Here is a 26,710-nt window from a genome sequence, read left to right as displayed (position 1 = left end):
TTCATTTCACGCTTAAGGAAGACGACATGAAAATCGCCATCGTTCACGATTGGTTGGTAACCTTTGCTGGCGCCGAACGCGTGCTTGCTGAACTCCTCGATATCTGGCCGGAGGCGGACCTGTTCAGCGTGATCGACTTCCTTTCGGACGAAGATCGGGCGCAGCTGCAGGGCAAGCAGGCGACGACCACCTTCATCCAGCGCCTGCCGCAGGCCAAGAAGCGCTATCAGACCTATCTGCCGCTGATGCCGCACGCTATCGAGCAACTCGACCTGTCCGGCTACGACCTGATCATCTCCAGCAGCCATGCGGTGGCCAAGGGCGTCCTGACCGGTCCGGACCAGCTGCACATCAGCTATGTCCACTCGCCCATCCGCTACGCCTGGGACCTGCAGCACCAGTACCTCAAGGAAGCCGGGCTCGATCGCGGCCTGAAGGGCAAGCTGGCACGCGTCATCCTGCACTATGTGCGCATCTGGGATCAGCGCACCGCCGCCGGCGTGGATGCCTTCGTCGCCAACTCCCACTTCATCGCCCGGCGCATCAGCAAGGCCTATCGCCGCGAAGCCAAGGTCATCTATCCGCCGGTCGACATCAGTCGCTTCACGCCCAGCGGCGGCAAGGACGACTTCTACCTGACGGCCTCGCGCATGGTGCCCTACAAGCGCATGCCCATGATCGTCGAAGCCTTCAGCTCGATGCCCGACAAGAAACTGATGGTGATCGGCGCCGGCCCCGAATTCGAGAAGGCCAAGGAGGTCGCCGGTCCCAACGTCACCCTGCTGGGTTACCAGGACTTCGACTGCCTGCTCGACCACATGCGCCGAGCGCGGGCCTTCGTCTTCGCCGCCGAGGAAGACTTCGGCATCACCCCCATCGAAGCCCAGGCCTGCGGGACCCCCGTCATCGCCTATGGCCGGGGTGGCGTGCTGGAAACCGTACGCGGCCTGGATGCGCCCCATCCCACCGGCGTCTTCTATCCGGAGCAGAGCGTCGCCTCGCTGTGCGCCGCCGTGCGCCAGTTCGAAGCCCTGGAAACGCCGATCAGCCAGCAGGCGTGCCGGCAGAATGCCGAGCGCTTCGCCACCAAGCGTTTCCGTCAGGAAATGCGTGCCTTCGTCGAAGCCCGGGTTGCCGCGCTGCATCTGCCCGCCGACCTGGATCTGGAGATCGTCACGCCCTTTCCCAGCAAGGGTCTGCAGCCGAGTTCGCTGAGCACCGCCTGATCGTTACTCCTTCACGTCCATGAATTCCCGCGCCCAGACTCGATACTCCTGCAGTGTCGAGTACTTGGTGGACAGCTCGGACGCGGACAGGTCGGACGCGGTGATGTCGCGCTGCTCTCTCAGGCAATCGTAGGTCGCCTTGATCGCCGCGAAGTAGGCGGCATGACCATTCACCACCACCCGCACCCCGGCCTTGGCCAGACGGGCGTTGTCGCGCAGCTGGGGATTGCCGTAGGTCACCAGCATCACCGGCACGCTCAAGTGCTGGGTGATCTCTTCCAGATGATCGAAGTCACGAATCCCGACCATGCAGATGCCGTCCGCGCCCGCCGCCTCATAGGCCTTGGTACGGGAGATGACCTCTGCGGTGCTCAGTTCGGTGGCGTTGGTGCGGGCAAAGATGCTCAGGGCTTCGTCGATACGGGCTTCCAGCGCGCCCTTGATCTTGCCGATGCCTTCTTCGACGCTCACCAGGTCGGTGGACTTGCGGCCATAGCCGGCCGGTAGCACGGTGTCCTCGATGGTCAGGGCAGCCACCCCGGCGCGCTCGAGCTCGGTGATGGTACGCATGACGTTCAGGGCATTGCCGTAGCCGTGATCGGCGTCGGCGATGATGGGCAGCCGGGCGACCCGGCCGATGCGCGTGGCCTGTTCGACGAATTCGCTCAGGGTGATCAGGGCGAAGTCCGGAGCGGCGAGCACCTGCAGGGAAGCCACCGACCCGCCGAGGATGCCCATTTCGAAACCGAGGTCGTTGGCGATGCGCGCCGACATGGGATCGAAGACGGACGCCGTGTGGTAGCAGCTGTCCGATTTCAGCAGGGCTCTGAACGCTAAGCGCAGCTTGTGCGGGGAGGTTGGCTTCATAGAATTTTCCTTCTGGGATAAACCGAACAGACAATGTTAGCGCGACAAGTAGTGGTCACACGACCAGATGTCCGGCTTTGAGATAAATCGATTCATCCAACTGACCCACGGTCGCCGTTCGGCCTCGCCGCTCAGGCGCCGCAAGCCACAGGTCGAAACTCGCGGAGAACGGATCAGCCCGGGTAACCCGCCGCTTGGCCAGACGCTGGAGATTTCGATACCCAAGCATGCCCGGGCAAAGTGACAATAGTGGCCAGGCTCAGCCTTTCTGCCAATCCCGTCATTGCCCAATGCCATCATGCTTGCTGCCGATTTTCTAGACCGCTTCACCGCCCTGGATCTTTTCCTGACTCGGCATCAGCACCTGTGGCGGCCCAGACCCTTCGTCGAACGTGAGCTGCCCTGGGAGTCGAGCTGCCCGGAACTGGCCGATTGGTTGCGCGCCCGCAGCCTGGAAGCGGCGGAGGCGGCCCATAATACCCCTCAGCTCCTGGCTGCACCTGAACCCTTCCACTCCCTGGCCAAGACCTCGCTGGCGCTCACTCAGGTCCCCGAATACCAAGACGCTCCTGGCCGCAATCTGTCCGGCAGGCAAGACGTCGACGTACCGGGGCGCAAGTGGCTGCAGATCGAGGCCTTCAGCCGCAAGCTGGACTTCCAGCGACCGGTGCGGCGCTGGGTCGATTGGTGCGCGGGCAAGGGCCATCTCGCCAGGCACCTGACCTATCAGGGTGCACCAGCGGTCTGCCTGGAGGTCGATGCGGCTCTCGTCGCGGAAGGCGCAAGGCTCAGCCACCGGGCCCGGGCCTCCGTGCACCATTATCAGGCCGATGTGCTCCAAAGGCTGGCAGGCGACCAGCTTGGCAGCCGCGACACACCCGTCGCCCTGCATGCCTGCGGCGACCTGCACACCCAGCTGCTCAGGGTGACGGCAGCGCGCGGCTGTCAGCAACTGGCCCTGGCGCCCTGTTGCTATGACCGCATCTCCGCCGAAGTGTATGGCCCCTTGTCCGCGCCGGCGAAGGCCTCGGCACTGCGGCTGGACCGGGAAGCCCTGCGTCTGGCCCTCTGTGAAACCATCACCGGCGGGCAACGGGTACGCCGGGATAGAGACCTGTCCATGGCGCGACGGCTGGGCTTCGATCTGCTGCAACGCGAGGTCACGGGGCACGATGTCTATCTCAATACGCCGCCACTGCCCAGCCACTGGCTGCGCCAGCCCTTCGCCGCCTTCGGTGAAGAGCTGGCAAGACGCAAGGATCTGCTGCTGCCGAACGGAATCGACTGGCCGCTCTGGGAAAGGCGAGGCTTCCAGCGGCTGGCGGAAGTTCGTAATCTCGAGCTGTTGCGCGGCCTGTTCCGCCGCCCCCTGGAGCTCTGGCTGGTATTGGATCAGGCGCTGTTCCTACAGGAGCAAGGTTACAGAGTGACGCTGGGGACCTTCTGTCCAGCCCACCTGACACCGCGCAACCTGCTGCTGACGGCGGAAAAACCCCACTCGGCCTAGGCTCACAGCCGCTCTATCCTGCACGTTTGTCGGAATCTGCGCGACGAAATGTAAAAAATACCTTTTGGTGATGGACTTCTCACAAAGTCTGCACAATAGTTAGATTGCAATCTCGCAAAAAAAGCAGGAATAACAAAAATGCGCTACTACCTGCCCGTTTGGACCGGCGTTGCCGGTTGCCTCGTCTTCGCCCAAGCCCAGCTGCCCTGGCTTGCGGTGGCCTCCCTCCTCGTCAGCTGGTCCTTCTTGCTGTTCTCGCACGACAACGCAAGGAATTCAGCCTGGCATTCCAAGATCTCCACCCTCCCCGTCAATTCCCCCTTGAGCTTTCAGTCCCATCATCGCCATTGAGGCGTGCTCCAGGCCAGGGACTGGCCTACACCCAACCTGACGGGTCTGGCTGTCTCATTGTTTGGTGAAGCAGCGCACAAATCCCGTATCCCGCATTAAAGTCCGACGGAACGTTTTCCTCCCTTCTGCTGCCCGGACAAACCGCTCATCGCACCCTGCGACGAGAGAAGTGTGCCGGCCGTCCGCCCGCACTGTGACGCACTCCCTCCTTCTTTACATCCCCTCTCCTGCCGCACCTCGTCTGGCGTGCTATTTGCCCTGATTTGGGCTTGCTCGACAGCGCCTCCCCGCCTTTCTACCGTGTGAACCTCTTAATCAGTGCCGAGTCCTAACGTCGCTACAGCCATCATGGCATTTAGCGATCGGTGGCCAGTCATCGGTCCTAGAGCGCCATAGTGAACATTTCAGACGCTGGTAGCTGCCTCGCCCAGTTGAAAGTTCGTGCACGGTATACGCACAAGGATGGAACCATGAATTTGAAAGAACGCGGCATTTTGCATACGAATTCCTCGGCAATCTCGCTCGCACACCGCCTGCTCGACCTCGCCGTGATCACGCTGAGCGCCTACGTGGCAGGTACCTGGGCGTCGGAAACCGGCATGCGTCCCGAGCATTGGGTCGTCATCTTCCTGTCCTTGCTGATCTTCCATTTCCTCACCGAGCTGAACCACGTCTATGGTTCCTGGCGCGGTGAACGCATCACCGATGAACTGCTCAAGATCGCCACCTACTGGGTGCTGACCTTCGCGACCGTGTTCATGGTCGATTACTTCTTCTTCGACCAGTCCTACCTCTCGCCTGGCGTGATGCAGGGCTGGCTGGGCCTGACGCTGGGTACGCTGTGCGGCTATCGCGTGCTGCTGCGCTCGATCATGCACTCCCTGCGTAAGGCCGGCATCAACACCCGCAACGTTGCCATCGCCGGCAACGGCATGGTCGCCCAGCGCCTGGCGCACACCATCAGCACCGCGCCCTGGATGGGCCTGCGCATCGCCGGGTTCTACAGCGACAACCAGGACACCGGTGAAGAAGGCGTGCCCAGCCCAGTGCTGAATGGCGGTCTCGACCGGCTCATGCAGGACGTCCGCTCCGGCCAGGTCGACAAGGTCTACATCACGCTCGGCATGGCCGATCAGAGCAAGATCAATTGGCTGGTCCAGGAGCTGAGCGACACCACGGCGTCCGTCTACATCATCCCGGACATCTTCATGTTCCACCTGCTGCATGCCCGCAGCGAAAGCCTCGATGGCCTGCCCAGCATCAGCATCTTCGATACCCCGATGGATGGCGCCAGCCACATCGTCAAGCGGATCGAGGACATCGTGTTGTCTTCCATCATCCTGGCCATGATCTCCCTGCCCATGCTGGCCATCGCCATCGGCATCAAGATCACCTCGCCCGGTCCGATCTTCTTCAAGCAGAAGCGCTACGGCATGGATGGCAAGCCGATCGAAGTGTGGAAATTCCGCAGCATGAAGGTCATGGAAAATGGCGCCAAGGTCACCCAGGCGACCAAGAATGACACCCGCATCACCCCGTTTGGTGCATTTTTACGACGTACGTCTCTCGATGAATTGCCTCAATTCATTAATGTACTCCGCGGCGAAATGTCCATCGTCGGTCCCCGACCCCATGCCGTCGCTCACAACGAGCAATACCGCAAGCTGGTGCAGGGCTACATGCTCCGCCACAAGATGAAGCCCGGTATTACCGGTTGGGCTCAGGTCAATGGCTGGCGCGGCGAGACCGATACCCTGGACAAGATGCAGAAGCGGGTCGAGTTCGATCTGGACTATATCCACCACTGGTCTTTCTGGTGGGACGTCAAGATCATCTTCCTCACGCTGTTCAAAGGCTTCATCAATAAGAACGCATACTGAGACCGGCCGGGGCCATTGGCCCGCCCCTCAGCACGACGATCTGGAGCCTGGACTCCCGACCCTAATTACATCGGCAGCAAGCGATCCCTGGAGACAGGCATCGCTGGCTATCTGCCGTCGATACCTGTTGTCCGGACAACAGGAAGGTTTTGAAGAATGATCAAGTCGATATTGGTTGTATGCGAAGGGAACATCTGCCGCAGCCCGGTCGCAGAAGCACTACTGGCCAAGGCGCTGGAAGGCCGTGACGTCCAGGTCGGTTCCGCTGGCATCAGGGCACTGGTTGGCCATGGCATCGAGAAGAACGCACAAGAGGTACTACGGCAAAACGGCATAGATTTCACCACCCACCAAGCTCGCCAAGCGGATGCAGAGATGCTGCGCAAGGCGGATTTGATTTTGACCATGGAAGAGTTTCACTCACGCTCCGTCGAAAGTATTGCTCCTGAAGTCAGGGGTAAGGTTTTTCTGATCGGGAAATGGTTGAGCAATCAAGAAGTACCAGACCCTTATCGCCTTTCTAAAGAGATGTTTCAAAATGTCCACATACTTTTGACGCGCTGTGTAAACAGTTGGCTTCCATACATCAAATAGGGAAGAAGGAATTTCATGACCACGATGCCTCGCTTTACTCCCGAAGTTAAGAATGAGTCGGATATCAACTTTTCCGCACTCTTCGGTATGTTGATCGATTACAAATGGCAACTCCTGTCGGTAATCGGTATTTTCGCCGCGCTCGGTATTGGCTACGCCATCCTGGCCACGCCCATGTATTCGTCCAACGCCATGATCCAGATCGAAATGGAGAAGAAGGGCGTTACCCGACTGACCGATCAGACCAGCGGCATGCCGCCGCCCATGCCCGAGGCGGTGACCGAGATCGAGCTGCTCAAGTCGCGCTCCGTGATCGGCAAGGCGATCGAGAACCTCAAGCTGGATATCGAGGTCAAGCCGCGCTATTTCCCGCTGATTGGCAACTTCGTCGCGCGTCGTTTCGAGCCGCAGAATGAGACCGACGTGGCCTCGCCCCTGCTGGGTCTGAACAGCTTTGCCTGGGGCGGTGAGAAACTGGTCCTCGACCAGCTGGAAGTGCCTGACAGCAACCTCGACAAGCCGATGAAGCTGAAAGTCGAGGACAACCAGAATTTCACCGTCTTCAATGCCGATGACGAAGTGGTGCTGCACGGTGGCCTCGGCCAGCCGGTGAGCAATGCGGGCTACCAGATCAAGGTCGCCACGCTGCAGGCTCGCCCGGGCACCGAATTCACCATCATGAAGAAGCGTTTCTCCAAGACCATCCAGGAATACCAGGGTCGCATCGTCGCCGGTGAGCGCGGCAAGATGTCGGGCATCATCGGTGTCGGCCTGCAGGATCCGGATCCGCTGAAGGCCCAGGCCATCGTCCAGGAAGTCGCGGACATCTATGTTCAGCAGAACATCGATCGCAACGCCGCCGAGTCCACCCAGAGCCTGGAATTCCTGCGCGCCCAGATCCCGGTCGTGAAATCCGATCTGGAAAAGGCCCAGTCCGCGCTGAACTACTACCAGACCAACAAGAAGTCGGTCGATATCGACAGCGAGACCAAGGGCGTCCTGGAGCAGACCGTTGCGCTGGACAACCAGATCTCCGAGCTGAACCTCAAGCGCACCGAGATGGATCGCAAGTTCACTCGTCAGCACCCGGCCTACCAGGCGCTGATGAGCCAGCTGGGTCAGCTGCAAGCTGAGCGGGCCAAGCTGCAGAAGCGCGTCGAAGTACTGCCGGAAACCCAGCAGGAACTGCTGCGCCTGAACCGCGACATCGAAGTGACCGGCCAGACCTATGCGCTGATGCTGAACAAGGCTCAGGAGCTGGAAGTCATTCGCGCCGGTACCGTGGGTAGCGTGCGCATCATCGACAACGCCAACGCCAACGTCGATGACCCGTCCGCCCCCAACAAGCCGCTGATCATCGCCGTCGCCATCATCCTGGGCGGCATCGTCGGCCTGGCCATCGTCTACACCCGTCACACCCTGCGTCGCGGTGTCGAGACGCCGGAAGCCATCGAGCAGATCGGTCTGCCGGTCTACGCCTCGATCCCCTACAGCAAGAACCAGGCGGACACCACCAAGGTACTGGGCACCAAGCAGCCGGGCGAATCCTCGCTGACCGCTCTCACCCACCCGACCGATCTGAGCACCGAGGCGCTGCGCAGCCTGCGTACCAGCCTGCACTTCGCCATGATCGAGGCCAAGAACAACATCCTGATGATCTCCGGTCCCAGCCCGGGCGTCGGCAAGTCCTTCGTGTCCTCGAACCTGGCCGCGGTGATCGCCGAGTCCGGCCAACGCGTGCTGCTGATCGACGGCGACATGCGCAAGGGCTATCTGCACAAGCTGATGAACACCAAGCAGCAGGACGGTCTGTCCGATCTGCTCAGTGGTCGTATCGCCCTGAACGATGCCATCAAGAAGACCGAAGTCGGCAGCCTGGATTTCGTCTCCTGCGGCCAGTTCCCGCCGAATCCGTCGGAACTGTTGATGAGCCTCCGCTTCACCACCGTGCTGAAGAAATTCAGCGAGCTGTACGACATCGTGATCATCGACACCCCGCCGATCCTGGCGGTGACCGAGGCCGGCATCATCGGCAGTCACGCCGGTACCAGCCTGATCGTCGCACGTTTCGGCGTGAACAGTGTCAAGGAGCTTGAGGCGACCAAGCGCCGCTTCGACCTCAACGGCATTCCGCTCAAGGGCGTGATCTTCAACGCCGTGGAGCGCAAGGCCAGTAACTACGGCTCCTATGGCAATTACCACTACTCCTACGAGCAGAACGCCAAGAGCTGATGCACTACCCCGGCTGGACGGCCTGATCGCCGTCCAGCCGATCCCTTCAGGGATCGCGGCAGTATTCGTACAGGCGCATCGAACAAGAAACTACCTCACACAGCGATTTCGAAGGGTTTCCTCCTGAACCCGGCCACGCTTGGCAGCCTTGCATCTCGACGCTGTACCGGATTGATGATTCTGAAGAATAGGAACACGCCAATGAACGTAGTCATGGTGCTCAACTACAAGGCCCCCAACGAAACCATCAGTTGCGTGGAGAGCATCCTCAAGCACTGCCCGTCCATCGATCACGCGGTGGTGGTGGACAACGATTCCCAGGACGGCTCCATCGACGTCCTGCAACGCTGGCAGGCCGACAACGCCCTGAGCCAGGTCACCGTGCTCGCCAGCCCGCGCAACGACGGCTATGCCGGCGGCAACAACTACGGCATGCGCTGGGCGCTGGACAATCTGGCGGTCAAGCATTTCTGGGTCGTCAACAACGACGCCTACGTCAAGGACGATGCCTTCGCCCCGCTGCTGGCCGAGCTGCAGCGCGCGCCCAAGACCATCGTCGGCTCGGTGATCCTGAGCTCCCAGACCGGGCGCCTGGAATGCTATGGCGGCGGCATCCTCTATCCACTGCTGGGCAAGTCCAAGCTGCTGGGCAAGGACATCGACGTCAGCGAGATTTCCCAGCTGGACCGTGAACCCGATTACATCATGGGTTGCAGCATGGCCTTCTGCGCCAGCCTGCTGACCGAGATCGGCTTCATGGACGAAGCCTACTTCATGTATTCCGAGGAAGTGGACTGGCAGCACCAGGCCAAACGCAAGGGCGTCGTGCTCAAGGTCTCACGCGAGAGCCAGCTCTATCACTACGGCTCCATGAGCTCGGGCGGTCGCAGCGCCTTCTATCACTACTTCCGTAATCGTGCGGCGACCCGCTTCAATCGTAAATTCCATGGCACTCCCTATGCGTTGGTGTCCGCCGTGCTCCTGTCCGGCATCACCGTGCTCAAGGAATTCAAGAATCCGAAATTGGCCTGGTCCGGCGTCAAGGGTGCCTTCAAGGGAGCGACGATGCATGTCTAACCTAAGCAACCAAGCCTTCGGTATCGACTTCTTCACCGGTACCAAGGACGAGCTGATGAGCTCGATCAGCCAGGACATCCATCGTCCCTACAGCTACATCGTCACACCGAACATCGACCATGTCGTGCAGCTGCAGAGCAATCCGGACATGCGCGAGTCCTATCAGCGCGCCGGCAAACGCATCTGCGACAGCCGGATCCTGATGCCCATCCTCAAGTCGCTGGGCGTCGCCGTGCCCGAGGTCATCACCGGCAGCGATCTCACCCTGAGCATTCTGCGCAAGGCCAACGACGAGCGCCTGTCGGTGGTGCTGATCGGTTCGAGCGAGAATGACGTGGGCAAGCTGCGCCGGATGTATCCGCACATCCAGCTGGCGCACTACAACCCGCCGATGGGTTTCATCAACGATCCGCTGGAGACGCAGAAATGCGTCGACTTCGTGATGCAGAACCCTTCCGAGTTCATCCTCTATGCCGTCGGCGCGCCGCGCCAGGAAAAGCTCGCACGGCAGATCGACAGCAGCAAGCGTACCGGCGTCGGCCTGTGCATTGGCGCCTCCATCCTGTTCGCCGTCGGCACCGTCAAGCGTGCCCCGCGCTGGATGCAGAAGGCCAAGCTGGAATGGCTGCACCGGATGTGTTCGGAGCCCAAGCGGCTGGCCAAGCGTTACGTGCACGATGCCCTGAGCATCCTGCCCATCTATCTCAAGGAACGCAGCAGTCGACGCACCTGAGGCGCTGCCCCCGCAGCATTCTCAGCCGCAAGGAAGATGACCACCGGACAAGCAGTCCGGTGGTCCCGTCTGGATGGGTAGGTCTATGAGCATTCTCCGTAAAAGTACCGTTTCCTTCGTTCTCCTGATCCCGTTGCTGATCCTGCACCTGGACGTGTTCGGCGAAAGCCCGCACAACCCGGTCGGCATCCTCTATCTGAACGAGTTGTATCTGGCCATCTGCATGGCCTTCACCTTCTTCTACCTGCTGACCAGCATTGGCACCCAGCAGCGCGAATTCAAGATCCTGATGACCTACGCCGTCTATTCGTCGGCGGTTTTCATCGGGTTGCCGGCGATCTTTTCCTTTCTGTTCTACGGTCAGCCGATCTTCTACGGCCTGATCGAAGAGCGGCGGATCCTGTTCAGCTTCGGTTTCGCCACCCTGATGTTCCTCGGGCGCAACATGAGCGCCTCGCAATTCGAGAAAGCCCTGCTGATCACGGCGCTGCTGGCAGCGGTCATGGCCTGGATGTTCAAGTTCGGCGCGCTGCCGGATCTGCGTGACAAGCAGTCCTCCTTCGACCGTCCGGACCGTTCTTCCATCGGCGCTCCGGCCCTGTGCCTGGCCTACTTCTACTGTATCCAGACCTGGAACAAGGGCATCTCGCCGATCGACGGCTCGGCGCGCAGCAAGACCGTGCACATCGTGCTGGCCATGTTCTTCCTGCTGACCCTGGTGTTCGGCACCCAGACCCGGCAGCTCATCGTGCTGGCACTCTGCTTCACCGTGTTCTGCCTGAAGAGCAAGTCGATCGTCTGGATCTGCGTCTCCGCCCTGCTGCTGTCGCCCTTCTTCATCTTCCCGGACCTGATGAAGGTGCTGGGGCTGAATCTGGACTTCTACGCTCAGTCGGTGGAAGACGGCCCCACCGATGGCGTGCGCGAGCAGACCATCGGTTACATCTTCTCCCACCTCAGCCAGAACCACTGGCTGCCCAGCGGCTCGCTGTCGCTGATGTGGAACAACGGCTTCATTCCCTACTTCGGCGAGTATTTCTTCCTGTCCGACGTAGGCGTGTTCGGCACCGTGTTCCGCTTTGGCTTCCTGGCCTTCATCATCATCCCGGTGTCGCTGTTCCTCTACTATCGCTGGGCGAAGATGCTGCACCCCGATACCGGTTTCGTGGTGACCGCCACCCTGGCCCAGCTGGTGATCTGGCCGCTGGCCGGTTTCTTCGAGTATCTCCAGGCCACCATCTGCTACCTGATGGTGATCCAGGCGCTACGCGCCCTGCATCACTACAGCTCCGCACCTGTCCAGGAGACCTACGTCAGCAGCCCCTACCCGCGTCCGAGCAGCCAGCTGGCTCGTTCGGTCTGATCCCTCGTGCCGCCCGGCGTCCGCCGGGCGGCCCCAAGGAGTTTTCACCCCCACGATGTCGATGATCAAAAACAGCACCTGGAACATCCTGGGTGTCGTCATTCCCAGTGCCATCGCGCTGCCCACCATGGGCGTGCTGTCGCGTCTGCTCGGTGTCGAGCAGTTCGGCCTGTTCACCCTGGCCTTCGCCATCGTCGGCTATGCCACCCTGTTCGATGCCGGCCTGTCGCGTGCGGTGATCCGCGCCGTCGCCATGCACCACGGCGACAAGGGGCTCAATCGACTGGTCATGGGCACGGCCACCGGCGCCGTCATCGGTCTGAGTCTGCTGGCGACGCTGCTGCTTTGGTTCGGCGCGGGCAAGGTGGTGAGTCTGCTGCACGTCTCGCCCGAGCATTTCGACAATGCCGTGGCCGGCTTTCGCTGGCTGAGCCTGTGCGTACCGCCCTTCCTGCTGGCGACGGTCTGGTTCGCCTACCTGGAGGGCAACGAGCGCTTTGGGGAATTCAACATCCTGCGGACCTTCTCCAACAGTCTGCTGGCGATCGCGCCGCTGATCGCGGTGCTGATCGAACCGAGCTTTTCCGCCACCGTGATCGGCCTGGTGCTGGCCCGGGTGGTGTCCATGGCGCTGGCCTACTGGCCGCTGCACAAGGACTTCCCGGAAGGCATCCGCACCTTCAAGGTCGAGGTGTTCAAGGAACTGCTGAAATTCGGCAGCTGGATGACGGTGAGCAACATCATCAGTCCGCTGATGGTCTATTTCGACCGCTTCGTGCTGTCGCACATGGTCGGCGCCAGCCGGGTGTCCTTCTACACCGCTCCTGCCGAGGCCGTGTCGCGGATGCTGATCATCCCCAATGCCGTGGCCCGGGTGGTGTTCCCACTCCTGAGCAAGAGCGGCGAAGACGCCGCGCGCCAGGCCAACAAGGCGTTCTGGGGTCTGCTGCTGATCAGCCTGGCGATGGTGTTGCCGATCCTGGTGCTGGCGCCCTGGATCATGACGGTGTGGATGGGTCCGGAGTACGGCGGCGATGCCGCGCAGATCCTGCGTATTCTGGTGGTAGGCTTCATCTTCAACGCCCTGGCGCAGATTCCCTTCGCCAAGATTCAGGCCCGGGGCCATTCGCGGACCACCGCGATGATCCATCTCGCCGAGCTGTTGCCCTATCTGGGCCTGCTGGTGGTGTGCATCCAGCATTTTTCCATCATGGGCGCCGCCATTGCCTGGACCATCCGGGTAACCGTGGACTACCTGGCGCTGGAATACTTCGCTCGGCGCACGCCGCCGCTGCAACCCACACCCGTCTATCAGCAGAGTCCCTGAGGGCGCTCTGCTTAGACGAACGTCCGCAATACACGAGAGGTGCTGTCCGTGTCACGAGTGAAACGTCGTATCGGTGGTGGCCTGCTGGCCACCGTATTACTGTCCGCGGCGCTTTATGGCCAGGCGCAGGCAGCGCCGGCGACAGCCAAGGTGGATCTGATCGGCATCAACATGTCGGCCGCCGGCTTCGCGGGTCAGGTCCTGCCGGGCGTGGAAGGCACCAACTACTTCTATCCCACCGAGGATTACTTCCGCCGCTACGCGGCCAAGGGCTTCCGCTTCATCCGCTTCCCCTTCCTCTGGGAACGGGTGCAGCCCCAGCTGGGCGGTGAGCTGGACCAGGCCCAGGTCGCCCTGCTGCAGCGCACTCTGGATTTCGCCGACAAGTACGGCATCCGGGTGATCCTGGACATGCACAACTACGCGCGCTATCGCGGTCAGCTGATCGGCTCGCCGCAGGTGCCCTATGCCAGCTATGCCGATGCCTGGAAGCGCCTGGCCACCACCTTCCAGAAGCATCCGGCGCTGTACGGCTACGACGTCATGAACGAACCCCATGACACCCAAGGCCTCTGGCCTCAGGCCGCGCAGACGGCGGTGGACAGCATCCGCAGCGTCGACATGAAGACGCCGATCTTCATCGCCGGTGACAGCTGGTCCAGCGCCCAGCGCTGGCCCCAGGCGAACGGCGATCTGCTGATCAAGGATCCGGCGGACAACCTGATCTACGAAGCCCACATCTACTTCGACGAGGACTCCAGCGGCAACTATGCCTCCGGCACCAAGGGTGTCCATCCCATGATCGGCGTGGAAAGAACCCGGCCCTTCATCGAGTGGCTGAAAAAGCACAATTTGCGCGGCTTCATTGGCGAATATGGGATACCTGCACACCCACAGTGGCTGGAAGCCATGGACAATCTGCTGAGCTATCTGGGCGAGCAGTGCGTACCTAGCGCCTATTGGGCGGCCGGTCCGGGCTGGGGCGACTATCCCCTGGCCATCGAACCGAAGAACGGCGTGGAAAAGCCCCAGACGGCGCTGCTGGAAAAACACCTGAACCGGCATGACTGCCAGGTCATAGGACCTCGTTGAGGGAGATGTGACAGATTTCGAACGGCGTCACCTTTTTCCGCTCCGGGGTCGCTGAACTCGATGGCTAAAGGCCAGTCCTAGACCAGCAGACTCAGGTGCTCGTACAACTAAAAGCTGAGACCTCGAGTTCTCTCGCACGCTGGGCAGGCTAGCCGCATGGAAACCGGTCCACTGTCGAGAAGTGCCTCGTCTCGCGAAGGAACACCATGAATAACCGGCTCGTTGCTTCTACCTTCCGATTTATTCCTCTTGCTCACACTCAATCAGCAATCAAGGACGAATGACATGAAAACCAAATTTACCGCTCTGGCCTTGCTGTCTGGCATCGTCCTGCAGGGTTGTGCCTACTCCCCGGGTCAGTACCTGGACCAGGACGACCTCAAGAGCGATCCAAGCATCCAGGGTACCAAGGTCCAGCTGATCCCGATCACCAGCTCGCTGCTGATGAGTCAGGATTCCGCGGCCCTGACCAAGGCTCCCGACCTCAAGCCCCTGCTGGACTACAAGCCGCAGGCTTACCGCGTCGGTGCGAGCGACCTGCTCTACATCACCGTCTGGGATCACCCCGAACTGACCGCTCCGTCCGGCGCCCAGCAGCAGCTGGAAGCCAACGGTCGCCTGGTACGTCCGGATGGCACCCTCTTCTATCCCTACGTCGGCACCGTGCGCGCCGCCGGCAAGACCCTGGAAGAGATCCGTACCGACATTTCCCGTCGTCTGGCCACCTTCATCGACAATCCCCAGGTCGACGTCAGCGTGCTGAAGTTCGGTAGCCAGAAGGTCACCATCTCCGGCGCCGTGAACAAGGGCGACGCCATTCCCCTGACCACCAAGCCCATCACCCTGGTGGAAGCCCTGGGCCAGGTTGGCGTGGCCAACACCGGTGGTGCCGACCTGACCGGCGTGACCCTGGTGCGCGACGGCAAGGAATACCGCCTGGATACCGACAGCCTGAACCGCAAGGATTCCAAGCTGTACGGCATCTACCTCAAGGACGGTGACAGCATCCACCTGCCCTACAACGACGCCCGCAAGGTCTACGTGGTCGGTGAAGTCCGCACGCCGTCCGCGGTCAGCTACAAGATCACCAACCTGAACCTGATGGAAGCCCTGAGCCAGGCCGGTGGCATCCAGCAGGAAACCGCCAACGCCGATGCCGTCTACGTCATCCGTGGCCCGGAAGACCTGAAGGCTCCGGGTGCCACCGCCCAGGTCTTCCACCTGGCGGCCAAGAACCCCACCGCCTACGTGCTGGCGCAGAATTTCCATCTGCAGCCGCAGGACGTGGTCTTCGTCGGCCCGGCCGGTATCACCCGTTGGAACCGCTTCGTCAGCCAACTGCTGGGCTCCACCAACGTCCTCTCCTCCAGCGCCAGCCTGAACAGCAGCTTCAAGTAATAGCGCTCGCTTGCCGTCATGCCGGTTACCGCCGCGCATGACGGCAATTCTCCTGACATTCGGCTACACCCCCTCCTGCCTTCCTGCGCTACACCTCTCCCCATCGCCACACTTGAAAGCCGCTGCCTAGACGCGCTTGCCTGGCGGCCATCAATTATTTCGATACCTATTAACCTGGTAATTGCTGCCGCTCGGCTTGGCACGGGCAGTTTTTCGTCACGCTTTTGCGTAATGTAGCTAACCTGATACCGAAGTTGGGTACGTTTAAGGACTGGGTGTGGCGTCAGGCAAGGCAACAAGGGCAGGGTCCCGCTTCGGTGGGTGGCGCAAGCTGACGGTCTGGCTGCTGGGCTATCTGTCCTTCATGGGCACGGCCCTGGCCGCGCCCGCCAGCGTGGCCTTCTGGTACGCGGAAAAACCGCCAGTGGCCGAACTCGCCCAGTTCGACTGGGTGGTGCTCGAACCCGGCCATGCCAGTGCTGCCGATGTCCGCGCCCTGCGCGACGGCGGTGCCCAGCCCTTCGCCTATCTGTCCATCGGCGAATTCGCCGGCGACGCGGCGGCGCTGGAGAAGGCCGGCCTCAGCGCGGGGGCCAGCCCGGTGGCCAACAAGGCCTGGGGCAGCCAGGTGATGAATCTGGCCACGCCGGTCTGGCGGGCCCATCTGCTCGAACGCGCCGCACAGCTGGCCAAGGCCGGTTACACCGGACTGTTCCTCGATACCCTCGACAGCTTCCAGCTGGTGGCCGAAGACCAGCGCGAAACCCAGCGCCTGGCGCTGAAGAGCCTGCTGGCCGAACTGTACCGTCGCCAGCCATCGCTCAAACTGTTTTTCAATCGCGGCTTCGAGGTGCAACCCGAGCTGCCCGGCGTGGCTGCCGCCATGGCGGTGGAGTCCATCTATGCGGGCTGGGATGCCGGCAAGAAAACCTATCGACCGGTCAGCGCCGGAGATCGCGAATGGCTGAAGCCGCGGATCGAGGCGGCGCGCAGTGCCGGCATCCCGGTCATCGCCATCGAATACCTGCCGCCAGAACAGCGTGACGAAGCCCGGCGCCTGGCCAAGCGGCTGCGCGACGAAGGCTATGTGCCCTATATCACCACGCCGGATCTCAATACCCTGGGTATCAGCTCGGTAGCCCTGCAACCACGACGGCTGGCGCTGCTCTACGATGGCCGCGAAGGCGCCCTGCGCCAGTCGGCCGTGCACCGCTTCCTGGGCAGCGCCCTCGAATACCAGGGCTATCGCCTGGACTATGTCGATGCCTCCAAACCGCTGCCCGCGGCCTGGCCCAGTGCCCTCTATGCCGGGGTCGTGATGTGGATGACCAGTGGTCCGCCGCCCAATGCCCGGGCGTTCAACGACTGGATCGGTCAGCGCCTGGACGAAAAGACCCCCCTACTGATCCTCGGCGGCCTGCCGCTGGACAACGAGGCCCTGCTCAAGCGACTGGGCCTTGGCGTCAGTCGCAAGCCACTGCCCGACAACCTGACCCTCAAGGTGGCGGACCCCGCCCTCGCCGGCAACTTCGAGGCGCCGGTCAAGTTGCGCACCCGTGGCCTGCCGGCCGTGCAGACGTTGCCAGGCGGGCCGACGCCGGTGGTCAGCCTCACGGGCCAGGATGGCAGCTTCGTGCCCATGGGTGTGGCCCCCTGGGGCGGCTTCGTCTTCAGCCCCTACGTCATGGAGGACGGCCCCGAGGCCAGTCGCTGGATCATCGACCCCTTCGCCTTCACGGCGAAGGCCCTGCAGCTGCCGCCCCTGCCGGTGCCCGATCCGACCACGGAAAACGGTCGGCGCATCGCCACCGTGCATATCGACGGCGACGCCTTCGTGTCCAAGGCCGAAGTACCCGGCGCACCCTATGCCGGCCAGGTGGTCCTGGAACAGTTCATCCAGCCGCATCCCTTTCTGACCTCGGCGTCGATCATCGAGGGCGAGGTCGGGCCCAAGGGCCGCTATCCGGAGCTGACCGCGCAGCTGGAGCCCATCGCCCGCCGGCTGTTCGCCGATCCCAAGGTGGAGGTGGCCACCCATACCTTCAGCCATCCATTCTTCTGGCAACCAGCGGTGGCCGAGCAGAGCGAGAACTTCGAAGCCCAGTACGGCTACATGATGCAGATTCCCGGCTACGACAAGGTGGATTTCACCCGGGAGATCGTGGGTTCGACCCGCTATATCAATGAGCGCCTGACCACCCCGCAAAAGCCGGTGAAGATGGTGTTCTGGTCCGGTGACGCCCAGCCCGATGCGGCCACCCTCAAGCTCGCCTACGACAACGGCCTGCTCAACGTGAATGGTGGCAACTCCCATATCACCCGTTCACAACCCTCGGTGAGTGGCCTCTATCCCTTCATCCGCCCCACTCCCGGCGGCCTGCAGTTCTACGCGCCCATCATCAACGAGAACGTCTACACCAATCTCTGGCGCGGCCCTTACTACGGCTTTCGCGACCTGCTCTATACCTTCGAGCGAACCGAGCACCCCCGCCGTCTGCGTGGGCTGCATCTCTACTATCACTTCTACTCGGGCACCAAGCAGGCCTCGCTCAAGGTCATGGAGGAGATCTACCAGGGCATGGCCGCCGAGCGGCCGCTGTCCCTGTGGATGAGCGACTACCTGCGTCGGCTGCATGGCTTCTACACCGCCAGCCTGGCCCGGGAGGCCGACGGCAGCTGGTCGATCAAGGCCCTCGACGGTCTGCGCACCCTGCGCCTGGATCCGCGCCTGGGCTGGCCGGATTTGCAGCGCTCCAAGGGCATCGCCGGGGTGCGTGACCTGCCGCAGGGGCGTTATGTCCACCTGGCCGGCGAGAGCGCCCAGCTGGTGCTGCGCGACAGTCGCGATCCCACCCCCGCCCTGGAAGAAGCCAACATTCCGCTGCAGCAATGGGAGTACCTGTCGCCGACCCGTATCCGCTTCGCCTTCGCCGGGCAGTTTCCGCTGGAGCTGACCTTGAGAGCGGCTTCCGCCTGCGAGGTGCGGGTCGGGCGCGAGCGCTACAAGGGCCAGCCGGGACAGGCCGGACTCTGGACGTTCAAACTTCCGCTAACACGAGTGAGTGACGGTGAGATCGTCTGCGGCTAAGAAAACCCGGCTCCTGAGTGGTTGGACGCTGCTGGGGGTCGCGCTCCTCACCGCCCTGGTGCTGGTGCTGACCTTTCACGGCAAGCAGGTGTTCCTGCCGGGCGAGGAGCCGGCCGACCAGGTGTCCATCAGCTACGCCCAGGTGCTGCTCAAGGCGACCCCGGACGATACCGGGCTGCGCATGAAGCTGATCGACCAGCTGATCGCCCTGGGGCGCATCGACGAGGCGCGGCGTCAGCTGCAACTGCTGCCGGAGCCCTTGGCGTCGACGCCCTTCTATGCCCTGGAACTGGACATCCTGCAGGCGGAAGCCCAGCCGCAGGGCCTGGCCGATGCCGACCGCGAACGCCTGGCGCAACGGCTGAGCGCCCTCGACGTAGCGACCCTGAGCATGCCTCAGCTGCAACGGGTGGCCGAGCGCGCCCTGCAACTGGCCGATCCGGCCACCGCGGCAGAGCGTTTCGTCGAACTGGCGCGCCGCGATCCACCCCGACGCCAGCAATGGCTGGAACAGGCGGCGCGCTGGAATCTGGCGAGCGGTCGTCAGCAGGAAGCCGCCCGCCTCTATCTGCGCCTGGCCGATCTCGCCGACTCGGCCGAGCAGCGCCAGGGCTACCGGCACCAGGCCTTCGATGCCTGGCTGGCCGCCGGCCAGGGCGCCGAAGCCGCCGCCCTGCTGGAACAGGAACTGCCCCGGCTGCAGCACGATGCCCGTGGCCTGGCCTGGCTGCAGGCCGGGGTTGCCGCGGCCCAGGGCAGCGGACGCCTGGATCTGGCCCAGCGCCTGATCGAACGCTGGCGCGAGTGGCAACCGGACGATCCGGCCGCCCTGGAGGCCGCCTACCGGCTGGCCCTGGCGCGCGGTGACACCGAACGCGCCTGGGAGGAAGGTCATCAACTGCTGGCGCTGCGTCCTGACGATGAGCCACTGCTCGCGGAGCTCGCCCAGCTGGGTGAATGGACCGGACGGGTGGACGAGGCACTCGACCTCTGGCTGCGCCTGCTCGCCCGCCACGATGACCCCGCCCGTCGCGATCATGCCTGGAAGCTGGCTGCCCGGGCCTTTCGCTTCGATGCCGTGGTCGAATTGCTCGGTCGGGTGTCCCACGAGCGCCAGCTGGACAAGACCGAACTGGATGCCTTGATCTTCGCCTACGAGTCCCTGGGTGATCCCGAGGCGGAAGAACGCTGGCTGCGCGGCTACATCAAGCGCCAACCGAAGCAGCGCCTGGTGTGGGAGCGGTTGCAACAGTTGCTGGCCCGCACCGAACAGGGCGAGGCCGAAGCCGAAGGCTGGGCTGCCTTCGGCAAGCGCTTCCCGCTGACCACCGAGGAGTACCTGGCCTGGGCCGACACCCTGTGGACCCTGTTCAAGCCCGAAGAGGCCTGGGCGGTACTCGAACGGGTCCCGGCCAAGCAGCGCCAGCGCGACGACTACTGGCGGCAGCGCGCGGAACTGGCCTGGGAACTGGAGCGCGACGCGGACGCCCAGGTGGCCTTCGAACGCCTGGCCACCAGCAGCAAGGGGCTGATGGCCAACGACGAGGATCGGCTGCTGGAGTTGTACCGGCGCACGGCGCCGCGCAAGGCGCTGGCGCTGCTGGAACAGAGCTGGGAGAAGCGCAAGGACCAGCGGCGCCTGACCGAAGCCCTGCAATGGGCCGAGCAACTCAAGGATGCCACCGCGCTGGAGCGGCTGCTGGCCAGCGCCGCCCGCGAACCGGCATCGGCCGACAATCCCGCCGTCTGGCTGGCGCGGTCGGGTCTCGACTTCCAACGCGGGCGCATCGCCCAGGCCGAAGAAGGCTATCGCCGGGCCCTGCAGCGCTTCCCGGACGACGACCGCTTCCGCGAGCGCCTGCTGTGGCTGCTCATCGACCAGAATCGCCAGACCGAACTGGCCACCCTGTTGCGCGACTGGAAGGGCCGGGCCCGCGACAGCGACGTGCTCTGGCTGCCCTTCGGCAGTGGCCTGGTGCTGCTGGGCCAGGCGGAAGAGGCGCTGGGCTGGTATCGCCGCTATCTGGACGCCCATGCCCAGGACTGGCTGGTCCAGGCCGCCTATGCCGATGCCCTGGACGCCGCCGGCCACCAGGACGCGGCGTTGCGGCTACGCAAGGCGGTCACGCCGCACCTGGCCGACGACGAGGTGCCGGCCACTCCCGAGCGCTATGCCACCTATCTGCGACTGCTCTCCAGCCTGCGCGGTCCCCAGGCAGCCCTGGCCCAGGCGCGCGCCTGGCAGGATGGCTCGCCGAGCATGCTGCAGCTCTGGTTCGACCAGTGGCTCGACGCTCTCAGTCAGAACAACGACGACGGCCTCAAGAGCGAATGGCTGGCCTGGGCCAAGAGCCGTGGCCTGAAGGTGCGCCAGTACGAGCAGTTGCAGGAGGTCCTGCGCCGGCAGAATCGCGGCGAGCTGGAGAAGTTGCTGGCGGCCGGCGATCTGGATCCGGCGCAGCGCGTCGAGGTGCTGCAGCGCCTCGGCCATGCCGGTGATGCCCAGGCCGCAGCCCTGACGGCGGCCGGCGACGAGCCGCCGGAGGTCATCCAGCGACAGTTGCTGCGCCAGGCCACCGAGCAGGCCGAACGCACCCCCAACGGCGTCCAGGCCGGCTGGGAACGCCGCGACTATGGCGGCCTGGTCGAGCAGGGCACCGAGGTACGCGCCGCCCGGCGACTCAGCGATGACGTCTACGCCGATGTCCAGTTCAAGCAGAATCGCGTGGAAAGCGACGGCCTCAAGTCCGATGCCCTGGGCAACGAGCACCAGATGCTGCTCAAAGTGCTGAAGAATCTGGCCGACGGCGGTCTGGAAACCACCGTGGACGCCAGTCAGCGGTCGGACAGCAATCGCCTGGGCCTGGGCGTCGCCCGCACCTGGCGTATCGATGGCAACACCGAGATCGAAGCGGCCCTGGACTGGCACCGGCAACCCGACGAAAGCGGCTATCTGCGCGCCCTGGGCCGGCGCGACAGCGTCAGCCTGGCCGGTCGCCACAACCTCACGCCACGCGACCAGCTGAGCTGGCGGGCGGCGCACAATCGCTATTCCAGTCGCGACGGCGATGCCCTGGGCAGCGGCTTCGCCTTCAACCTGGAGCTGAGCCATATGATCTTCTTCGAAGGCCCTACCTGGCAGGTGCGCAGTGGCATCACCTACCAGCAGAACAAGGCGCGCAGCACCCTGCCCGCCAGCGTCACCCGTTATCTGCAGCCCCTGGCCGGCAGTGGCGAGAACGGCGAGGTCACCGTGGCCGACCTGGAGGCCCTGGGCGGTACCCAGCTCTTGCAGGATCGCTATGGCCAGCTCTATGTCGGCAGCAGCTGGCGGCGTGGCATTCCCGGTTCGCTCAACCGCACCCATCCCCAGTACAGCTGGTTGGTGGATACCCTGGTCGGCTGGCAGTGGACCGAGCGCGAATTCAACTACGGTTTAAATGTCGGCCTGGGCATGGCAGTGCTCGGCGACGACGAACTGGCGTTCACCGCCGGCTACCAGTCCGCGCCCCAGGGCAGCGGCGGTCAGGCCGGCAGCACCCTGGGCATTCAATACAGCAATCGAATCGGTCGCTAGACCGCTTCAAGGGAGAGACCTCATGAACATCACGCGTCTGCTCATCGCCAGTGTCGCCACCGTGCTCCTGGCCGGCTGCTCGAACTTTACCCGTCCCAGCGGCGAGGCCCTGCCCAAGGATGCCCGCTGGGGCCTGGTGCCCCTGGCCAACTATGCCCAGGCGCCCATGGCCGGCGACCGGGCGGCGCAGATCCTGGTCAGCGTGCTCGGCGAGCGCGGCATCCGCCCGCAGGTCTACGACGACAGTCAGGGCGGCAACCCCACCGACGACGAGAAGGCCCGCCAGCGCGCGGCCCTGGACTGGGCGCGCCAGCAGAATCTGCAATACGTGCTCACCGGCAGCGTGGACGAGTGGCAGTACAAGAACGGTCTGGACGGCGAACCGGCGGTGGGCGTGACCCTGCAGGTGATCGAGCCGGCCAGCGGCCGGGTGGTCTGGAGCAACAGCGGCGCCCGCTCCGGCTGGTCGCGCGAGAGCCTGGCGGCCACCGCACAAAAGGTCCTGCGCGGCACCGCGCAAGAGCTGCAGTTGCGCTGATGGCCCTGCAATCCGTCCACAAGGACTACACCCTGGCGCCGCGCGCCAGTGGCCGCCTGTCCTGGCTGGAGACCCTGCTGGTCACGGCGGCCGCCCTGGGCCTGGGCTTCTGGCTGGTGCCGGAAGACCCCCTTATGGTTGGCCTGGCCTTTCCCTGGGTGGTGTTCGCGCCCATCCTCATGGGGGTGCGCTATGGCTTCATGCGCGGCCTGGTAAGTGCCGGCTTGCTAGTGGTGGCGCTGCTCTATCTGCATCGCCAGGGCTATCCGGCCTACGAAGAGATCCCGCCGTCCTTTATCGTCGGCGTGCTGCTCAGCGCCATGCTGGTGGGCGAATTCCGCGATCTCTGGGATCGCCGCCTGGAACGCCTGGACCTGGCCAACGACTATCGCCAGCTGCGTCTGGACGAATTCACCCGCGCCCACCACCTCCTGCGCATCTCCCACGATCGCCTGGAACAGCGCGTCGCCGGCAACGACCTCAGCCTGCGCAGCTCGCTGCTGGACCTGCGGCGCCAGCTGCGCGAGGTGCCCCGCGAGCAGGATGCCCTGCAGGCCCTCGCCGAGCCCATCGTCGGCCTGTTGACCCAGTACGGTTCGCTGCGCGTGGCGGGCCTCTACCGGGTCGACGCCAATGGCCGGGTGGATCGTCGCGCCCTCGCCAGCCAGGGCGAGATGCCTGGCATCGATCCTGATGACCTGCTGGTGCGCCTGACCCTGGAGCGCGGTGAGACCCTGAGCATCCGCCAGGCGCTGCTGGAGCGCGGCGAGACCCAGCATTCGGCGCTGCAGGCCTGCGTGCCGCTGCTGGATACCGAGGAGCGCCTGCTGGCGGTGCTGGCTATCGAGCAGATGCCGTTCTTTTCCTTCAACGAGCGCACCCTCAATCTGCTGACCATCCTCGCCGGCCACATCGCCGACCTACTCGGCAGCGATCACCAGGCGCTGGCCCTGGCCGACGATGACGCCCAGCAATTCTCCCAGCACCTCAAGCGCTCGCTGCGCGATGCCCAGCAGCACGCCCTGCCCGCCTGCCTGTTCTGCTTCGAGATGACCGAGGCCGATGGTGGCGAGCGCGCCCTGGCGCTGCTGGAAGGCAGCCGCCGCGGCCTCGACCTGCAACTGCGCCTGACCAATCAGGCTGGCCACCCCTGCCTGCTGGTGCTCTTGCCGCTGACCTCCTCCGACGGCCTGGAAGGCTATCACCGCCGGCTGCGTCAGCTGCTGGCCGAGCGCCATGGCCAGGACAGCACCCTGGAAAGCCTGGGCGTGCGCAGCCACGAGCACGAGCTGCTACCCAAGACCCGCGCCCAGGAGTTGCGCGTCTTCCTGTTCAACGAGTGTGGTCTGCATGAACAGCAAGTGGCTGTTTAGCGGCGCCTTCGCCTTCGAGGCCAGCAGCTGGGCGCTGCTGTTCGCCAACCTGCCGGTAGCGGCGGCGGCCCTGGCCTTCGCCACCGCCCATGCCGCCGGCAGCGCCCTGCTGGCGGGCGGTGCCTGGCTGTTGCTGCCGCGACGCTACCAGCGGCCACTGCCCTGGAGTCCGCTGTTTCTGTTTGCCCTGGCCTTCTTCATTCCGCTGCTGGGCGCAGTCGGGGTGATCGCCGCGGTGTTTCCGGCGCTCTATCTGCCGCGCAAGCACCGCGAGATCGCCTGGGAGGCACGTAGCGTGCCCAATCTGCCGTTCCGCCCACTGGAGCGGCGCGAGGAGATGCTGTTCAGCGATGGCGGCCTGCAGGACGTATTGCGCCATGCGCCCAGCACCGACAAGCGCCTGACCGCGCTCTTCGCCACCCGGCGCATGCCCGGACGCGACGCCATCCCCATCCTCAAGCTGGCCCTGCGCGATCCGGCCGACGACGTCCGCCTGCTCGCCTATTCGATGCTCGACCAGCAGGAAAGCCAGATCAACCAGCGCATCGAGACCCAGCTCGGCGAACTGGCCAGCACGCCTGCGGAGCGCCAGCCGGCGCTGCACGGCACCCTGGCCCGTGGCTACTGGGAGCTGGCCTACCTGGGCCTGGCCCAGGGCAGCGTCCTGCGTCACGTGCTGGGTCAGGCGCGGGAACACATCGAACTGGCCCTGGCCGGTGAGGAAAACGAAGAATTGCGCATCCTCGCCGGGCGCATCGCCTTGGAACAGGGCGAGCCGGAACGGGCCCTGGAATTCTTCCAGGCCGCCGAAGCGGCGGGCGTACCCCTGGCCCAACTGGCGCCCTTCCGCGCCGAAATCGCCTTTCTGCGCCGCGATTACGCGGTCATCCCGGCACTGCTCGACAGCCTGCCGGCGGATCTGAAGAAGCGGCCGCCGTTCGCCGCCCTGGTGAAGTACTGGTTATGAAAGACGCCCCCGCCGCGACCGTGACGCCCGATGTCTGCCTGCTGCTGGAGGGCACCTGGCCCTATGTGCGCGGCGGGGTGTCGAGCTGGGTCAACCAGCTGATCCTCGGCCTGCCGGAGCTGACCTTCTCGGTGTTCTTCATCGGTGGCCAGCGCGAGAACTACGAGAAGCGCCACTACGCCATCCCGCCCAACGTGGTGCACATCGAGGAGCACTTCCTCGCCGGCTCCTGGGTGCCCAAGGCAGCGCCCATCAGCCCGCGGCGCCAGGCGCCGGTGCAGCTGCTGCGCGACCTGCACGCCTTCCTGCACCACCCCGACGAACCCAGCGCCGCCCAGGGCGATGCCCTGGTGGACGCCTTCGCCGAAGGCAAGGTGACCCTGGACGACTTCATGTACAGCCGCGCCAGCTGGGAAGCCATCACCGAGGGCTACGAGCGCTATTGCACCGATCCCTCCTTCGTCGACTACCTCTGGACCCTGCGCGCCATGCAGGCGCCGCTGCTGATGCTGGCCGAGGCCGCGCGGCGCCTGCCGCGACCGCGGATGATCCACTCCATCTCCACCGGCTATGCCGGCATGCTCGGCGCCATCCTGCAGCGCCGCTGGGGCTGCAACTTCCTGCTCAGCGAGCACGGCATCTACACCAAGGAACGCAAGATCGACCTGGCCCAGGCCAAGTGGATCGCCGAAGGGCCGGACGAAGCCCTGCGCACCGGGCTGGACGTGGATGTCAGTTATATCCGCCGGCTGTGGATCCGCTTCTTCGAGCGTATCGGCCTGCTCACCTACAAGGCCGCCGATCCGATCATCTCGCTCTACGATGGCAACCGCCGCCGGCAGATCCAGGACGGTGCCGATCCCGCGCGCTGCCGGGTGATCCCCAATGGCATCAGCCTCACCCAGTGGCAGGACGCCCTGGAGCGTCGCCCCGAAGGCGTGCCGCCGGTGGTGGGGCTGCTGGGTCGGGTGGTGCCGATCAAGGACGTCAAGACCTTCATCCGTGCCATGCGCGGGGTGATCAGCGCCATGCCCGAGGCCGAGGCCTGGGTGGTCGGTCCCGAGGACGAAGACGAGGAATACGCCGCCGAATGCCACAGCCTGGTCACCAGCCTGGGCCTGGAGGGCAAGGTGAAATTCCTCGGTTTCCAGAAGATCGGTGACATCCTGCCCAAGCTCGGCCTCATGGTGCTGACCTCCATCAGCGAGGCCCAGCCACTGGTGATCCTCGAAGGCTGGGCCGCCGGCGTGCCGGTGGTGAGCAGCGACGTGGGTTCCTGCCGCGAGCTGATCGAGGGTTCGCTACCCGAGGACCGCGCCCTGGGCACCGGCGGCAGCGTGGTCGCCATCGCCGATCCCCAGGCCACCGCCCGCGCCATCCTCGCCCTGCTGCGCAATCCCGGTCGCTGGCAGGCCGCGCAGCGCACCGGGCTGGCCCGGGTCAATCGCTACTACACCGAGCCGCTGATGCTGGAACGCTATCGCGAGCTCTACCAGGACGCCATCGGGAGGGTCGTCTGA

19 protein-coding genes are annotated in these 26,710 nt (G+C 64.0%); 18 read left to right on the top strand and 1 reads right to left on the bottom strand.

Translation table 11 applies throughout. The features are described from left to right. Positions 1-26: 26 nt before the first annotated feature. On the top strand, positions 27-1,226 hold the full coding sequence (locus tag NRG74_RS18585) for a glycosyltransferase family 4 protein (protein ID WP_257705020.1): 1,200 nt from the start codon (positions 27-29) through the stop codon (positions 1,224-1,226). Positions 1,227-1,229: 3 nt separating this feature from the next. On the opposite strand, the gene NRG74_RS18580 is transcribed toward NRG74_RS18585, so the two are convergent. Next, positions 1,230-2,093 (bottom strand): isocitrate lyase/PEP mutase family protein, encoded by an 864-nt coding sequence (locus NRG74_RS18580; protein ID WP_017639369.1) that lies wholly within the window; start codon positions 2,091-2,093, stop codon positions 1,230-1,232. Between the two features lie 298 nt (positions 2,094-2,391). Here NRG74_RS18580 and NRG74_RS18575 point away from each other — a divergent pair, with 298 nt between their 5' ends. The 17 genes from NRG74_RS18575 (at position 2,392) to pelF (ending at position 26,710) form a co-directional block, all read left to right on the top strand. Further along, positions 2,392-3,600: a methyltransferase gene (locus NRG74_RS18575; protein WP_173148617.1), complete on the top strand. Its 1,209-nt coding sequence runs from the start codon at positions 2,392-2,394 to the stop codon at positions 3,598-3,600. A gap of 138 nt (positions 3,601-3,738) precedes the next feature. Further along, positions 3,739-3,951: a hypothetical protein gene (locus NRG74_RS18570; RefSeq protein WP_017639367.1), complete on the top strand. Its 213-nt coding sequence runs from the start codon at positions 3,739-3,741 to the stop codon at positions 3,949-3,951. 470 nt (positions 3,952-4,421) lie between these two features. Further along, positions 4,422-5,831 carry an undecaprenyl-phosphate glucose phosphotransferase gene (locus NRG74_RS18565; RefSeq protein WP_017639366.1) on the top strand — a complete coding sequence of 470 codons (1,410 nt, stop codon included), beginning with the start codon at positions 4,422-4,424 and terminating at the stop codon, positions 5,829-5,831. Positions 5,832-5,987: 156 nt separating this feature from the next. Next, positions 5,988-6,425 carry a low molecular weight protein-tyrosine-phosphatase gene (locus NRG74_RS18560; RefSeq protein ID WP_017639365.1) on the top strand — a complete coding sequence of 146 codons (438 nt, stop codon included), beginning with the start codon at positions 5,988-5,990 and terminating at the stop codon, positions 6,423-6,425. Between the two features lie 15 nt (positions 6,426-6,440). Continuing rightward, complete coding sequence (locus NRG74_RS18555) at positions 6,441-8,657, top strand: polysaccharide biosynthesis tyrosine autokinase (protein ID WP_093253333.1); 2,217 nt, start codon at positions 6,441-6,443, stop codon at positions 8,655-8,657. A 201-nt stretch (positions 8,658-8,858) separates the two neighbouring features. Beyond that, positions 8,859-9,734, top strand: coding sequence for a glycosyltransferase family 2 protein (locus tag NRG74_RS18550; RefSeq protein ID WP_017639363.1), 876 nt, complete (start codon positions 8,859-8,861; stop codon positions 9,732-9,734). Next, the gene (locus NRG74_RS18545) at positions 9,727-10,467 is read left to right on the top strand and encodes a WecB/TagA/CpsF family glycosyltransferase (protein ID WP_017639362.1); all 741 of its coding nucleotides are present in this window, start codon (positions 9,727-9,729) and stop codon (positions 10,465-10,467) included. The genes NRG74_RS18550 and NRG74_RS18545 overlap by 8 nt, the downstream gene beginning before the upstream one ends. Before the next feature lie 85 nt (positions 10,468-10,552). Next, on the top strand, positions 10,553-11,830 hold the full coding sequence (locus NRG74_RS18540; protein WP_160922058.1) for a hypothetical protein: 1,278 nt from the start codon (positions 10,553-10,555) through the stop codon (positions 11,828-11,830). 55 nt (positions 11,831-11,885) lie between these two features. Continuing rightward, positions 11,886-13,157 (top strand): flippase, encoded by a 1,272-nt coding sequence (locus NRG74_RS18535; RefSeq protein ID WP_068384637.1) that lies wholly within the window; start codon positions 11,886-11,888, stop codon positions 13,155-13,157. Between the two features lie 57 nt (positions 13,158-13,214). After that, a complete protein-coding gene (locus NRG74_RS18530) occupies positions 13,215-14,249 on the top strand; it encodes a glycoside hydrolase family 5 protein (RefSeq protein WP_017639359.1) in 1,035 nt (344 codons plus the stop codon). Positions 14,250-14,534: 285 nt separating this feature from the next. Next, positions 14,535-15,647, top strand: a complete 1,113-nt coding sequence (locus NRG74_RS18525; protein WP_017639358.1) for a polysaccharide biosynthesis/export family protein — start codon at positions 14,535-14,537, stop codon at positions 15,645-15,647. Positions 15,648-16,011: 364 nt separating this feature from the next. Then, positions 16,012-18,735 (top strand): bifunctional glycoside hydrolase 114/ polysaccharide deacetylase family protein, encoded by a 2,724-nt coding sequence (locus NRG74_RS18520; RefSeq protein WP_257706616.1) that lies wholly within the window; start codon positions 16,012-16,014, stop codon positions 18,733-18,735. Beyond that, positions 18,716-22,312 (top strand): tetratricopeptide repeat protein, encoded by a 3,597-nt coding sequence (locus NRG74_RS18515; protein WP_257705019.1) that lies wholly within the window; start codon positions 18,716-18,718, stop codon positions 22,310-22,312. Before NRG74_RS18520 ends, NRG74_RS18515 begins: the two co-directional genes overlap by 20 nt. Before the next feature lie 22 nt (positions 22,313-22,334). Beyond that, entirely contained in the window at positions 22,335-22,850 is a 516-nt protein-coding gene (locus tag NRG74_RS18510) for a penicillin-binding protein activator LpoB (protein WP_257705018.1), read from the top strand. After that, entirely contained in the window at positions 22,850-24,223 is a 1,374-nt protein-coding gene (locus tag NRG74_RS18505) for a PelD GGDEF domain-containing protein (RefSeq protein WP_257705017.1), read from the top strand. The genes NRG74_RS18510 and NRG74_RS18505 overlap by 1 nt, the downstream gene beginning before the upstream one ends. Next, positions 24,201-25,190 (top strand): tetratricopeptide repeat protein, encoded by a 990-nt coding sequence (locus tag NRG74_RS18500; RefSeq protein ID WP_017639353.1) that lies wholly within the window; start codon positions 24,201-24,203, stop codon positions 25,188-25,190. The genes NRG74_RS18505 and NRG74_RS18500 overlap by 23 nt, the downstream gene beginning before the upstream one ends. Further along, positions 25,187-26,710: a GT4 family glycosyltransferase PelF gene (gene pelF / locus NRG74_RS18495; protein ID WP_257705016.1), complete on the top strand. Its 1,524-nt coding sequence runs from the start codon at positions 25,187-25,189 to the stop codon at positions 26,708-26,710. Before NRG74_RS18500 ends, pelF begins: the two co-directional genes overlap by 4 nt.

Origin of the sequence: Pseudomonas oryzihabitans, assembly GCF_024652905.1 — a bacterium.
Lineage (GTDB): Bacteria > Pseudomonadota > Gammaproteobacteria > Pseudomonadales > Pseudomonadaceae > Chryseomonas > Chryseomonas benzopyrenica.
This window is presented reverse-complemented; position numbering and strand designations above follow the sequence as displayed.

What these genes read in the sequence shown, in the direction of transcription:
- NRG74_RS18585 (WP_257705020.1), top strand. Translation starts at nt 27, where the DNA reads ATGAAAATCGCCATCGTTCACGATTGGTTGGTAACCTTTGCTGGCGCC.
- NRG74_RS18580 (WP_017639369.1), bottom strand. Translation starts at nt 2,093, where the DNA reads ATGAAGCCAACCTCCCCGCACAAGCTGCGCTTAGCGTTCAGAGCCCTG.
- NRG74_RS18575 (WP_173148617.1), top strand. Translation starts at nt 2,392, where the DNA reads ATGCTTGCTGCCGATTTTCTAGACCGCTTCACCGCCCTGGATCTTTTC.
- NRG74_RS18570 (WP_017639367.1), top strand. Translation starts at nt 3,739, where the DNA reads ATGCGCTACTACCTGCCCGTTTGGACCGGCGTTGCCGGTTGCCTCGTC.
- NRG74_RS18565 (WP_017639366.1), top strand. Translation starts at nt 4,422, where the DNA reads ATGAATTTGAAAGAACGCGGCATTTTGCATACGAATTCCTCGGCAATC.
- NRG74_RS18560 (WP_017639365.1), top strand. Translation starts at nt 5,988, where the DNA reads ATGATCAAGTCGATATTGGTTGTATGCGAAGGGAACATCTGCCGCAGC.
- NRG74_RS18555 (WP_093253333.1), top strand. Translation starts at nt 6,441, where the DNA reads ATGACCACGATGCCTCGCTTTACTCCCGAAGTTAAGAATGAGTCGGAT.
- NRG74_RS18550 (WP_017639363.1), top strand. Translation starts at nt 8,859, where the DNA reads ATGAACGTAGTCATGGTGCTCAACTACAAGGCCCCCAACGAAACCATC.
- NRG74_RS18545 (WP_017639362.1), top strand. Translation starts at nt 9,727, where the DNA reads ATGTCTAACCTAAGCAACCAAGCCTTCGGTATCGACTTCTTCACCGGT.
- NRG74_RS18540 (WP_160922058.1), top strand. Translation starts at nt 10,553, where the DNA reads ATGAGCATTCTCCGTAAAAGTACCGTTTCCTTCGTTCTCCTGATCCCG.
- NRG74_RS18535 (WP_068384637.1), top strand. Translation starts at nt 11,886, where the DNA reads ATGTCGATGATCAAAAACAGCACCTGGAACATCCTGGGTGTCGTCATT.
- NRG74_RS18525 (WP_017639358.1), top strand. Translation starts at nt 14,535, where the DNA reads ATGAAAACCAAATTTACCGCTCTGGCCTTGCTGTCTGGCATCGTCCTG.
- NRG74_RS18520 (WP_257706616.1), top strand. Translation starts at nt 16,012, where the DNA reads ATGGGCACGGCCCTGGCCGCGCCCGCCAGCGTGGCCTTCTGGTACGCG.
- NRG74_RS18510 (WP_257705018.1), top strand. Translation starts at nt 22,335, where the DNA reads ATGAACATCACGCGTCTGCTCATCGCCAGTGTCGCCACCGTGCTCCTG.
- NRG74_RS18505 (WP_257705017.1), top strand. Translation starts at nt 22,850, where the DNA reads ATGGCCCTGCAATCCGTCCACAAGGACTACACCCTGGCGCCGCGCGCC.
- NRG74_RS18500 (WP_017639353.1), top strand. Translation starts at nt 24,201, where the DNA reads ATGAACAGCAAGTGGCTGTTTAGCGGCGCCTTCGCCTTCGAGGCCAGC.
- pelF (WP_257705016.1), top strand. Translation starts at nt 25,187, where the DNA reads ATGAAAGACGCCCCCGCCGCGACCGTGACGCCCGATGTCTGCCTGCTG.